Source organism: Janthinobacterium sp. SUN118, from assembly GCF_030397695.1.
In the GTDB taxonomy this organism is placed as follows: Bacteria; Pseudomonadota; Gammaproteobacteria; order Burkholderiales; family Burkholderiaceae_D; genus Janthinobacterium.
Map to the genome: position 1 here is coordinate 745,837 of NZ_JAPUBV010000001.1, position 12,441 is coordinate 758,277.

12 protein-coding genes are annotated in these 12,441 nt (G+C 64.7%); 2 read left to right on the forward strand and 10 right to left on the reverse strand.

The features are described from left to right. Nucleotides 1-17: 17 nt before the first annotated feature. The 10 genes from O0880_RS03440 to O0880_RS03485 form a co-directional block, all read right to left on the reverse strand. Complete coding sequence (locus tag O0880_RS03440; RefSeq protein WP_289885079.1) at nt 18-800, reverse strand: AraC family transcriptional regulator; 783 nt, start codon at nt 798-800, stop codon at nt 18-20. A 2-nt stretch (nt 801-802) separates the two neighbouring features. Next, nucleotides 803-2,266, reverse strand: coding sequence for a ribonuclease G (rng, locus tag O0880_RS03445; protein ID WP_289885080.1), 1,464 nt, complete (start codon nt 2,264-2,266; stop codon nt 803-805). 43 nt (nt 2,267-2,309) lie between these two features. After that, on the reverse strand, nt 2,310-2,930 hold the full coding sequence (locus O0880_RS03450) for a nucleoside triphosphate pyrophosphatase (protein ID WP_071322193.1): 621 nt from the start codon (nt 2,928-2,930) through the stop codon (nt 2,310-2,312). 7 nt (nt 2,931-2,937) lie between these two features. Next, nucleotides 2,938-3,408, reverse strand: a complete 471-nt coding sequence (gene rlmH / locus O0880_RS03455; protein WP_034747108.1) for a 23S rRNA (pseudouridine(1915)-N(3))-methyltransferase RlmH — start codon at nt 3,406-3,408, stop codon at nt 2,938-2,940. 6 nt (nt 3,409-3,414) lie between these two features. Beyond that, complete coding sequence (gene rsfS / locus O0880_RS03460; RefSeq protein ID WP_289885086.1) at nt 3,415-4,104, reverse strand: ribosome silencing factor; 690 nt, start codon at nt 4,102-4,104, stop codon at nt 3,415-3,417. Then, complete coding sequence (gene nadD / locus O0880_RS03465) at nt 4,105-4,800, reverse strand: nicotinate (nicotinamide) nucleotide adenylyltransferase (protein WP_071322195.1); 696 nt, start codon at nt 4,798-4,800, stop codon at nt 4,105-4,107. Next, nucleotides 4,797-5,711 carry an oxygen-dependent coproporphyrinogen oxidase gene (hemF, locus tag O0880_RS03470; RefSeq protein ID WP_289885088.1) on the reverse strand — a complete coding sequence of 305 codons (915 nt, stop codon included), beginning with the start codon at nt 5,709-5,711 and terminating at the stop codon, nt 4,797-4,799. Before hemF ends, nadD begins: the two co-directional genes overlap by 4 nt. Nucleotides 5,712-5,801: 90 nt before the next feature. Beyond that, nucleotides 5,802-6,596: a hypothetical protein gene (locus O0880_RS03475; protein ID WP_289885089.1), complete on the reverse strand. Its 795-nt coding sequence runs from the start codon at nt 6,594-6,596 to the stop codon at nt 5,802-5,804. A 125-nt stretch (nt 6,597-6,721) separates the two neighbouring features. Beyond that, nucleotides 6,722-7,990: a phosphoribosylamine--glycine ligase gene (purD, locus tag O0880_RS03480; RefSeq protein WP_071322198.1), complete on the reverse strand. Its 1,269-nt coding sequence runs from the start codon at nt 7,988-7,990 to the stop codon at nt 6,722-6,724. Nucleotides 7,991-8,048: 58 nt separating this feature from the next. Continuing rightward, nucleotides 8,049-8,774: a YebC/PmpR family DNA-binding transcriptional regulator gene (locus O0880_RS03485; protein WP_071322199.1), complete on the reverse strand. Its 726-nt coding sequence runs from the start codon at nt 8,772-8,774 to the stop codon at nt 8,049-8,051. A 144-nt stretch (nt 8,775-8,918) separates the two neighbouring features. Here O0880_RS03485 and O0880_RS03490 point away from each other — a divergent pair, with 144 nt between their 5' ends. Further along, the gene (locus O0880_RS03490) at nt 8,919-11,402 is read left to right on the forward strand and encodes an alkaline phosphatase D family protein (RefSeq protein ID WP_289885091.1); all 2,484 of its coding nucleotides are present in this window, start codon (nt 8,919-8,921) and stop codon (nt 11,400-11,402) included. Between the two features lie 117 nt (nt 11,403-11,519). After that, the gene (locus tag O0880_RS03495) at nt 11,520-12,440 is read left to right on the forward strand and encodes an EamA family transporter (RefSeq protein ID WP_289885093.1); all 921 of its coding nucleotides are present in this window, start codon (nt 11,520-11,522) and stop codon (nt 12,438-12,440) included. Nucleotide 12,441 lies beyond the last annotated feature (1 nt).

Sequence of the window (12,441 nt, forward strand, 5' to 3'; positions counted from 1 at the left end):
AGAAAATTGCAGGCGCTTCAGCCGCGATAGCGTCCCGGCGTGATGCCGGCATGCGCCTTGAAGACGCGCTGCAGGTGGCTCTGGTCGGCAAACCCCAGCTCGCAGGCGATGTCGGCTAGGGCGTTGCCCGCCTGCAAGCCGCTGCGTGCGCGGTTGACGCCCAGGTTCAGCTGGTACGCATGCGGCGTCATGCCGGTGGCGGCGCGGAAGGCGCGGATCAGCTGGTAGCGGCTCATGCCGGCCAGTTCGGCCAGTTGCGCCAGGCTGGCCAGCGGTTGAGACTGCAGCTGCTGCACTACCGGGCGTAGTTGAATCGGGATGCGGGCAGCGTGCGAGGGGAGGGGGCTCGCCCCGCTGGCGTCGGCACAGGCGTGCAGCAAGGCCAGCAGGGCCTCTTGCTTGGCGGCCACTGCCGCGGGCGAGAACAGCAGCGCATTCATGGCGCAGAACTGCGCATACAGGACAGGTTGGTGCAGCACGCTGGCGCTGCTTGCATCGAGCCGCGGCACGTGGGTATGCAGCCACTGCGCGTCGAGGTGCAGCATCTGGTAGCTCCAGTGGGCGTCGGGCAGGGGATTGCAGGCGTGCACGCAGCCGGCCGGCACCAGCACCAGGCTGCCATTGCCAAGCGCGACCTTGCCATCCTTGCTGCCCGTAAAGATGCTGCCGCCCGCGTCGACGGCGCCGATGGAATACGTGGGATGGCTGTGCGGCTTGTAGCATGCGCGGCTGCGACAGGCGCGCCGGCTTTCCACATGGGGCAGGGCCGGGTCGCGCCAGAAGGTGGTGTTGCCTGGCATGCCTACATCAGAATCACGTCGTACTGCTCCTGGTGGTAGGCGTTCTCCACCTGCAGCGAGATTTTCTTGCCGATGAAGTCGCCCAGCATGGCCAGGTGCTGCGATTCTTCCTCGAGGAACAGATCGACCACCTCCTGCGAGGCGAGGATGCGGAATTCGCGCGGGTTGAACTGTTTTGCCTCGCGCAGCAGTTCGCGCAGGATTTCATAGCAGATCGTGCGCGAGGTTTTGACTTGTCCCTTGCCGGCGCAGGCCGGGCATGGCTCGCACAGGATGTGCGCCAGCGACTCGCGCGTGCGCTTGCGCGTCATTTCCACCAGGCCCAGCGGCGAGAAATTGCTCACCGAGACTTTGGTGCGGTCGCGCGACAGGGTGCGTTTCAGCTCGGCCAGCACGGCGTTGCGGTGCTCGGCATTGTCCATGTCGATGAAGTCGAGGATGATGATGCCGCCCAGGTTACGCAGGCGCAGCTGGCGCGCGATGGCGTGCGCCGCTTCCAGGTTGGTCTTGAAAATCGTGTCGGCGAAATTGCGCCCGCCGACGAAGCCGCCCGTGTTGACGTCGATGGTGGTCATCGCTTCCGTCTGGTCGACGATCAGGTAGCCGCCCGATTTCAGGTCGACTCTGCGGCCCAGCGCGCGCAGGATTTCCTCCTCCACGCCGTACAGGTCGAACAGGGGGCGTTCGCCCGTGTAGTGCTGCAATCGCGTCAGTTCGCTGGGAGTGTAGATTTCCGCGAATTCGCGCAATTTCACGTAGTTTTCGCGCGAATCGACCTGGATGGTGGCCGTTTCATCGCCGACGAAGTCGCGCAGCACGCGCTGCGCCAGGTTCAAGTCCTGGTGCAGCAGGCTGGTGGCCGGGCGCGTACGGGCGCCGTGCATGATCGTGGCCCAGGTTTTTCTCAGGTAGTCGACGTCCGCCTTCAGGTCGGCGTCGGAGGCGTCTTCGGCCATGGTGCGCACGATGTAGCCGCCCTTTTCGTCGGGTGGCAGCAGGCTTTGCAGGCGCACGCGCAGCTGTTCGCGCTCCGCTTCCTTTTCGATTTTCTGCGAAATGCCGATGTGTTTGTCTTGCGGCAGGTATACCAGCATGCGCCCGGCGATGGAAATCTGCGTCGACAGGCGCGCGCCCTTGGTGCCGATCGGATCCTTGATCACCTGCACCGTCAGCACCTGGCCGTCAAAGAGGATTTTTTCGATGGGCGCGGGCGTGGCGTTCTGGCCGTCGTGGCCGCGCGCTTCCCAGATGTCGGCCACGTGCAGAAACGCCGCACGCTCCAGGCCGATGTCGATGAAGGCCGACTGCATGCCCGGCAACACCCGCACCACTTTGCCGGAATACACATTGCCGGCCAGGCCGCGCGTGAGCGTGCGCTCGATGTGCAATTCCTGCACGGCGCCCTGGAGGATGAGGGCGACGCGGGTTTCTTGCGGCGTGATATTGATCAGGATGTCTTCGTTCATGTAGGCGCGGGAGTGGAGGCAACGAATGACATCATACCTGTCTTCAGGGCAGGGGCAAACCTGCTAGTCTCAGCAACTGTGCGGTTTCGTACAGGGGCAGGCCCATGATGCCGGAATGGCTGCCTTCGATATGCTCGACGAACAGCGCGGCGCTGCCCTGGATGCCGTAGGCGCCGGCCTTGTCGTACGGTTCCGGCGTGGCGCAATAGGCGGCGATCGAGGCGGGCGAGAGCACGCCGAAGCGCACCTGCGACACTTGCGTGCGCTGCTCTGCGAAATCCTTGTAGTGTACGGCGATCGAGGTCAGCACCTGATGCGTGCGGCCCGACAGCTGCTCCAGCATGGCCACGGCCTCAAGGCGGTCGGCCGGCTTGCCGAGGATGACGCCGTCGATGGTGACGGTGGTGTCGGCGGCCAGCACGGGGCGTGCGATCAGGTGGCGGCGGCGCACGAGGTCCCACGCGAAGGCGGCTTTTTCATTCGCCACGCGCGCCACGTAATCGAGCGCCGATTCGCCGGCGAGGACTTCCTCGGTGACGTCGGCGCCGCGCGGGCCATCGCTGCGCAGCAGCAGCAATTCGAAATCGATGCCGATCTGGCGCAGCAATTCGCGCCGGCGCGGACTTTTGGACGCCAGATAGATCTTGTTGTCAGCCGGTTTCATGGAGTGGTCAGACGCGGTGATAGGGATGGTTTTGCGTGATCGACCAGGCGCGGTACAGCTGCTCGGCGAGGATGACGCGTACCACGCCATGCGGCAGGGTCATGCTGGAGATGCGCAGCATGCCTTCTGCACGTGCCTTGAGTTGCGGATCGAGGCCGTCGGCACCGCCGATCAAAAAGGCGGTGTCGCGGCCATCCTGCTGCCAGGCCATCAATTGCTGCGACAGGCCGACGCTGGTCAGGTCCTTGCCGCGTTCGTCGAGGGCGATGATGCGCACGCCCTTGGGCAGGACGGCTTCGATGCGTTCGCGTTCCAGCGCCATCGCCGTGGCGGCGGTCTTGCTGCCGGAACGTTCCACCGGCTTGATTTCCTTCAGCACGATGCGCAGTTCCGGCGGCATGCGCTTCGCGTATTCCGCGAAGCCCGTCTCTATCCAGGCCGGCATTTTATGGCCGACCGCAGCGATGATGAGCTGCATCGAGGCTTACGCTTCGACTTTTTTGATACGCTTGATCACGGTTTTTGCCGGTGCCGCATCGGCTGCCGGTTTGGCCGCGCGTGGGGCGCGCACTTTTTTCTCCGGCAGCGCTTTCAATGCCTTGACTGCAGCCGCTTCGGTCTTGGTTGGCGCGACTTTCACGGTCTTGCCGACGGCCTTGGAAGCGGTGGCTTTCTTCGCCGGGGCTTTCTTGGCGGCGGTGGTGGCCGCGGCTTTCTTGGCAGGCGCCTTTTTCTCGATCACGGGCGTCGCTTCCACATTGGCCTTGCTTGCCGCCAGATGGCCGCTGACCTTCTTCGGTTCGTCGCTGGCCGCTTTTTTCGGCGCGCGCTTGGCGGCGCCGAGCTTGACCGGCGTGTCGCCCCAGATTTCTTCCAGGCGGTAGTAGGCGCGGATAGGCGCTTGCATGATGTGGACGATCATGTCGCCCAGATCGACCAGCACCCATTCACCGGTGTCCTCGCCTTCCATGCCGATGATGTCGCCGCCGGCGTCCTTGACCTTGTTGCGTACCGAGGCGGCCAGCGCCTTGGTTTGACGGTTCGAGGTACCGGAGACGATCGCGATGCGGTCGAACAGGCTGGTCAGGTGACTCGTTTCGAAGACGGCGATGTCTTGGCCTTTGACGTCTTCAAGGGCGTCAACGACGAGGGTTTGCAGTTTTTTGATGTCCATTTAGCTTTTGTATAAATTATGTTGTTCAATATAGTCTAGCACTAGCGGAGAAACAAGCGAGTTTGCCCGGTTCCCCCGTTGTAATGCCGCACGTATTTCGGTGGCGGAGATATCCACCGCGAAGTCCTGTGCCAGATAAGTCAGACCGTGCGGCGTGTTGCGGATGCTTTCCAGGGTGCCCAGGCGGCGCGAAAATTCGTCGGCGACCACTTGCGGCACTGCTGTGTCATTCAGCGCGAAGCCGGGGCGGGCCGCGACGCAGATATGCGCGTATTCAAATAATTGCTGCCATTCGCGCCATGTCGCGAGCCGCTGCAGCTGGTCGGCGCCCATCAGGAAAACGATGGAAGCGCGCGGCCCCAGCTCGGCGCGTACCTGGCGCAAGGTATCGATGGTGTAGCTGGCCTTGCCATGCTCGCTACGCTCGATTTCCTGGCGGTCGATCACCACCGGCAAGGGCAGGCCGCTGAAGGCCAGGCCCGCCATTTCGGCCCGCTGCTGCCCGCTGGCGCCCAGCCTGCCCTTTTGCCAGGGCGCGCCGGCCGGAATCACGCGCAGTTCATCGGCGTGCAGCAGGCTGGAAAAATGCGTGCCCAGCGCGACGTGGCCGATATGTACCGGGTCGTAGCTGCCACCGAGTAGCGCCACGCATGGGGTATTGCGCGCCGTACTGCTTACCGTGCCATTTTCCGTCACGCCTGCAGCCAGTCGCGGTGCACGAGGAAGTCAGTATACAGCGCCGCTTCGGGACTGCCCGCTTCCGGGTGCCAGTCGTAGCGCCACTTGACCACGGGCGGCATCGACATCAGGATCGCCTCGGTACGTCCGCCCGATTGCAGCCCGAACAGGGTGCCGCGGTCGAAGACCAGGTTGAACTCCACATAGCGTCCGCGCCGGTAGCACTGGAAATCGCGTTCGCGTTCGCCGTAGGGCGTGTCCTTGCGGCGCGCGAGGATAGGCACATAGGCTTTGACGAAGGCGTCGCCGGCGCTGCGCATCATCGCAAAGCTGTCGTCAAAGCCCAAGGCGTTGAAGTCGTCGAAGAAGATGCCGCCGGCGCCGCGCGCTTCACGCCGGTGCTTCAGGTAGAAATAATCGTCGCACCACTGCTTGAACTTCGGATGCAGCTCCGCGCCGAACGGCGCCAGCGCATCATGGCACACCTGGTGGAAGTGCTTTACGTCGCCCGCGTCGCCATAATACGGCGTCAGGTCCATGCCGCCGCCAAACCACCATACGGGTTCGCCATCGGCGTTGACGGTGCTGAAAAACCGCACATTCATGTGCACCGTGGGCGCATACGGGTTACGCGGATGCAGTACCAGCGACACGCCCATCGCTTCCCACGCCTTGCCGCCCAGTTCGGGACGCGCGGCCGCTGCCGATGGCGGCAGTGCGGCACCGGTGACGTGCGAAAAATTCACGCCGCCCCGCTCGAACACATTGCCTTCCTCGATCAGCCGCGAAATGCCGCCGCCGCCCTCGGGGCGCTGCCAGGCATCGGTCAGGAACGGCTTGCCGTCCTGCGCTTCAAGCGCCTGCACGATACGGTTTTGCAAATCGAGCAAATAGGCTTTGACGGCCGAAGGGGAGGGAGTTGACGACATCGCGTGGGCCGACGAGGCCGAAATAAAAAATTAAGGACGGATTGTACCCTGTTACGCGTTTTTGTGATAGGCCGGCGCTTGCGCTGTGGTTTAGGGAGCCGGCGGCGCCGCGCCGTCCTGCACCACCGTGATGGACAACTGCGCTTCGGCACCGGGCATGCGGGCGCTCTCCACGGCCTGCGCGGCGCGCGGCTGCAAGTCGCGGCGTTCGACGGCGCTCCCCGCGCTGCCAGGGGCGGGATGCGTGGCGGCCCGGCCGGCGACGATGCTCCGGCCGGCAAACGCGAGCACCAGCAGCAACAGCGCGGCCAGCAGCCAGGTCCCCGGGCGCGCATGGGCGGGACGCTCGCGGCGCGCCTGGCGCACGGCGCCATCGACGATGATGCGCGCCAGTTCCGAACCGTGCCGGCGCGTGCGCAGGGCCTCGAATTGTGGCTGCGTCAAGGTGCCTTGGCCGAGCATCTCGCGCAGGGCGGCGATCGGCGAGGCGAGCAGGCGGTCGGCTGGCAAGCTGGCGTGGGCGGCATCGCGCTGCCACTGGTCGATCAGATTTTCGTCATACAGGGTGTCGACGGCCTGGCGATTGAGCAGCTGCAACGCGGCGGCGGCCGGCTGCTGGCGTTCCTGCAGGGCCGCGCCGCCATGCTGGCGCGGCAAGTCGCGCACGCGCGGCAGGAAGGCGTCCTGCGGCAGCAGATCCGTGTGCAGCAGCCATGCCAGGGTGTCGGCAAGACCCGCATCGGGTGCCAGCCGCGGCATGTCGACATCGTCTTCCTCGTCCAGCGCGAGGATCTCCAGTTCGGCCATGGCCTCGTCGAACTCGGTGGCGCTGATCAGGCCGAGCTGGCGCAGTGCGGCAAGGGAGGGATGGGCGTGGGCTGTCATGGGCGGCAAACTTGTCAGGGAGGCAGCATGGTAGCGCAATGCCCATTTTTCCGACGCGCGAAAAACAACAGGGCCGGGGCGGAGAAGTTCCGCGCCGGCCCTGCCGTGTGCCGCAACGGGGCGGATCAGTGTTTCAGGCCGCGCCAGCCGATGTCGCGGCGGTACTGCGCGCCGTCGAAGTGGATTTTTTCCACGGTTTCATACGCCTGCTTCTGCGCCATCTTGATGCTGTCGCCCAGGCCCACCACGCACAGCACGCGGCCGCCGTTGGTAACCAGGCGTTCGCCCTCGATGCGGGTGCCCGCATGGAAGGTGACGGAGTCGGGCGTTTCAGCCGGGATGTCGCCGATCGGCGTGCCTTTGACGGGATCGTCCGGATAGCCGGCAGCGGCCATGACGACGCCGACGGCCGTGCGGCGGTCCCATTCCAGTTCCACGGCGTCGAGCGTGCCGTTGACGGCGTGCTCCATGACGGTCACCAGGTCGGTCTTCAGGCGCGCCATGATGGGTTGCGTTTCCGGGTCGCCCATGCGGCAGTTGAATTCCAGCGTCTTCGGCGTGCCCTTGTCGTCGATCATCAGGCCGGCGTACAAAAAGCCCGTAAACGTGATGCCGTCCTTGGCCATGCCCTGGATGGTCGGATTGATGATTTCGCGCATGACGCGCGCATGCATGGCCGGCGTGACGATGGGCGCCGGCGAATATGCGCCCATGCCGCCCGTGTTCGGGCCCTGGTCGTTATCCTTCAGGCGCTTGTGGTCCTGGCTGGTGGCCAGCGGCAGGATGTTCTTGCCGTCGCACATGACGATGAAGCTCGCTTCCTCGCCGGCGAGGAATTCCTCGATGACGATGCGCGCGCCGGCGTCGCCGAACTGGTTGTCTGCCAGCATCATGTCAACCGCCTGGTGCGCTTCTTCCAGGGTCATGGCGACGACCACGCCCTTGCCGGCGGCCAGGCCGTCGGCCTTGATGACGATCGGTGCGCCCATGGCGTCGATGTAGGCATGCGCGGGGGCGACGTCGGAGAAGGTCTGGTAGGCCGCCGTCGGGATGCCGTGGCGCTGCATGAAGGCCTTGGCGAAGTCCTTCGACGATTCCAGCTGCGCCGCTTCTTTCGTGGGGCCGAAGATTTTCAGGCCGCGCGAGCGGAACAGGTTGACGATGCCCGCTGCCAGCGGCACTTCCGGGCCGACGACGGTCAGGCCGATGTGTTCCTGCTGAACGAAGTCGGCCAGCAATTGCGGGTCGCTGATGTCGAGATTGACCAGGCGCGCGTCGCGCGCGGTGCCGCCATTGCCCGGCGCGACATACACCATCTGTATGCGTTCGGACTGGGCCAGTTTCCAGGCCAGGGCGTGTTCGCGGCCGCCAGAGCCGACTACCAGAATTTTCATAGGGACCGTTCGTTCAGTGTGGGTTGCAGGGCGGCGGTGCCGCCCTTGAGGTTGTTGCTTAGTTTTCGATCAGGGCGTTGGTGAAGACTTCCTGCACGTCGTCCAGCAGTTCCAGCGCATCGATCAGCTTTTGCATCTTGACGGCGTCGTCGCCCGTGTAGACGGTTTCCGTCGCCGGCTTCATGATGACTTCGGCCACTTCCGCCTTGAAGCCGGCCGCTTCCAGCGCTTCCTTGACGGTGGCGAAATCGTGCACGGGGGTCAGCACTTCGAAGCCGCCTTCCTCGTCGGCAATGACGTCTTCGGCGCCCGCTTCCAGGGCCGCTTCCATCAGCTTGTCTTCATCGGTGCCCGGCGCGAACAGCAGCTGGCCGCAGTGCTGGAACATGAAGGCGACCGAGCCTTCGTTGCCCATGTTGCCGCCATTCTTGTTGAAGGCGTTGCGTACCTCGGCCACCGTGCGCACGCGGTTGTCCGTCATGCATTCGACGATGACGGCCGCGCCGCCCACGCCATAGCCTTCGTAGCGCACTTCTTCGTAATTGGCGCCGTCGACGCCGCCGCTGCCGCGGTTGATCGCGCGCTGGACGTTGTCTTTCGGCATATTCGCGTCGGCCGCCTTGTCGACGGCCAGGCGCAGGCGCGGATTGGCCGCGATATCGGCGCCGCCCATGCGGGCCGCGACCGTGATTTCCTTGATCAGGCGGGTCCAGATTTTGCCGCGCTTGGCATCCGTGGCAGCCTTTTTATGCTTGATGTTGGCCCATTTGCTATGTCCTGCCATGTCGAATCTTCCTTAGACGGGTGTTCAATTGTGGCCGACATTTTAGCATATCGGCCCCCTGCGAAGCGGCATGGCCCCGTCATCAAGCGGACATAATCTGTTGCTAAAGTGACGCGCTTTCACCATAGCTGAGGGCGCGACATCATGGCAAATCAAATGGACAGGCGGCAATTTCTGAAATTGGGTGGCTTTATTACCGTGTCGGTGGCCACCGTCGGCCTCGCCGCCTGCGGCAGCAGCGATTACAGCGACCCTGGCGTGCCGCTGGCTTCGGGCAGCGACTGGAAATTCCCGCAAAGCGTGGCTTCCGGCGATCCGCGCCCGGACAGCGCCATGCTGTGGACGCGCGTCGTGCCAGCCAGTTTCGATGCCGTCGCGCCCGCCGTGGCCGGCAAGTCCGACGTCGCCGTGCGCCTGATCGTCAGCGCGGCCGACAATACGGCCGCGCTGGGCGGCAACACGGCCCTGGCGGGCACGCCCATCGTCGACGCCAAGTTGCCGTTGAAGGCCGATTTCGACAATACCCTGCGCCACAAGGTGACGGGCTTGCAGCCGGGGCAGGTGTACTTTTACCAGTTCATCGCCGGCGACGTGCGCTCGAACGTGGGCCGCTTCAAGACGGCGCCCGCCGCCACGGCCGACGTCAGCCAGCTGCAGTTCGCCTACCTGACGTGCCAGGACTGGAGCATCAACCACTGGGGCGCGCTGTCGCACATCGCCGCCAACGAAACGCTCGACTTCATCGTCCACCTGGGCGACTACATCTATGAAACGGTGGGCGAGGCGTTCCAGAGCGGCGCCGTGGAAAACCGCCACGACCAGCTGAAATTGCCGGACGGCACATTCAAGAGCGGCAACGCGGGCGCGAAATATGCGACCACGGTGGCCGATTACCGCTACCTGTACAAGAAATACCGCACCGATGCGCGCCTGCAAGCCGTGCACGAGCGCTTCGCCTTCATCGCCATCTGGGACGACCACGAATTCACGGACGACGCCTGGCAGGATGCTTCCACCTACGAGGGCATCGTGGCGGCGGATGGCAGCGACCTGCACCAGCCGGCCCGCCGCCGCAGCGCCAACCAGGCGTGGTTCGAATACATGCCGGCCGATGTCACGTTCGACGCCGCCGCCACGACGTTCCAGAATATCCAGATCTACCGCGATTTCCAGTTCGGCAAACTGATGCAGCTGGTGATGACGGACGAGCGCCTGTACCGCGCCGACCACGCGATTGCCGAATCGACCATCAATCCCGCCACGGGCAAGCCGCTGGGCAGCATCGGCAGCCGCTATCTGGTGCCGCAAGCGCTGTTCGACAGCGTGGAAGGGCAGAAGATGGCCGCCGCCACGAAAGCCGGCGCCGATCCGCTGGCGGCCGTCGGCATGCTGGGCAGCACCCAGCGCGACTGGTGGAAGGGCAAGATGAAGGCGGCCACGTCCACCTGGAAGCTGTGGGGCAATGAAGTGTCCTTGCTGCGCATGGGCTTGAATGGCACGGATGCCATCGCCACCCTGGTGGCGCTGAGCGCCATGTCGACGGTGGGCAAGGCCATCGCCAGTACCTTGCCGCTGGTGGGCGGCAGCGTCCCGCTGGCGTCCGCCATCGTGGCGGCCTCGACGGCGGGCGCCTCGCAAACCGTGGCCCAGGCCGCGGCCATGGCGATCGCCGGCGCGGCTGCCAACGCCAGCGCGCAGGGCGCGGCAGCCGTGGGCGCCGGCTTGAGCGCGGCCCAGGCCGGCATCACGGTGGCGGCCTACAACAGCGCCACGCCGGCCGCCGCCGCGCAAGTGATCGCCTTCGGCTGGATCAAGCCCGACGTGCTGGCCAACAAGGCCGCGTCGAGCTTTGTCGTCGCCTCGGGCCAGCAGGCGGCGCTGGCGCCGTTCTTCACGCGCTTTTTGCTCAATTGCGACCAGTGGGATGGCTACAACAGCGAGCGCAAGAACCTGATGGCCCACCTGAAGACGAATGCCATCGGCAACGTGGTGGCGATTACGGGCGACATCCACTCCTTCTTTGCCGGCACGGTCAGCGACGATTTCGACGCGGCCGGCGGCGGCACGCCCGTGATGGTGGACCTGGTGTCGGCCGGCGTCAGCTCCGATTCCTTCTTCAGCTACCTGAAGTCGGCGGCCGGCACGATGGGCGATGTCGGCACCCTCGTCAGCTATCCGCTGGCCATCCCCGTCACGGGCCTGGGCACGGTCAATCTCGACATCAACCTGCTCGACTACACCATGGGCAAGGCGGCGCCCACCGTCGACAGCCTGCTGGAACAGTTGCGCGTGCAGTTGCGCGGCGCCCTGGCCGCCAAGGGCGTGCCGGAAGCCCAGCTGGACGGCACGGTCGCCGCCGTGCAGGCTGGCTTGAAAGCGAGCGCCGACTTCAACACGACTTTGCTGGGCCTGGCGCAACAATTGTCCGGCCTGGGCAACAATCCGTGGATCAAGCATTTGAACACGGATGCGCAGGGCTACACGGTGGTGACCCTGACGCCGGGCAAGCTGGTGGCGCAGTTCAAGCAAGTCAACAAGCTCGTCGGCGGCAGCGCGCCGTCGAACGTGATTGCGCGCGTGACGACGGCCAGCGTGACGGCGGGGACGGCGGCGGTGGTGGTGTCGTAAAGGCCGGCCTGCGCTTTCACCCAAAAGGCAAGGGCCGGGGGCGGACCCTCAGGGCCGGCCCCGGTTTTTGCCGCTGGGCTTATCAGCCGCCTTTCACTTTTGCCTTACAATCTGGAGATGAGCTCCAGTTCCCCGCAAGCATCCCCCGCAACACTTCCCCGTTCCGTCTACCTCGGTGGCCTGGCCATCGCCGTGGGTGGGGCGGTGCTGTTTTCCACCAAGGCCATCGTCGCCAAGCTGCTGTACCGCTACCAGATCGACGCCGTCACCCTGATCGCCTTCAGGATGATCTTTTCGCTGCCCGTGTTCGCCGTCATCGCGTACTGGAAGATGCGCACGGAGCCGCCGCTGTCGGGCAGCGACCGCTGGCGCCTCGTCGGGCTGGGTCTCGTCGGCTACTACCTGTCCAGCTATCTCGATTTCTTGGGGCTGCAATACATTTCCGTCGGTCTGGAGCGGCTGATCCTGTTCCTCACGCCGACTTTCGTGCTGCTGATTACCACCGTGTATTTCAAGCAGACCATCAGCCGCATGCAGTGGCTGGCCCTGCTCACCTCGTATTGCGGCATCGTGCTGGTGTTCGTGCATGACTTGCAGGGCGGCGCCAGCAACGTGGCGCTCGGTTCGACCCTGGTGCTGGGTTCGGCCTGTTCGTATGCCGTGTACCTGCTCGGTTCCGGCGAGCTGGTCAAGCGCATCGGCTCGATGCGGCTCGTTTCCTACGCGATGTGCGTGGCCAGCTTTGCCTGCATCGTTCAATTCTTCATCCTGCGGCCCGTCGAGCTGCTGATCCAGCCGATGCCCGTGTATGGCTTGTCCCTGCTGAACGGTATCTTTTGCACGGTGATGCCGGTCTTCATGACGATGATCGCCGTCGAGCGCATCGGCGCACCCGTCGCCTCGCAGGCCGGCATGATCGGTCCCGTGTCGACCCTGTTCCTGGGCGCCATGATCCTCGATGAACCGATCACCAACTGGCAACTGGCCGGCACCAGCCTGGTCTTGGCCGGTATTTACTTGCTGTCGAAAAAGAAATAAT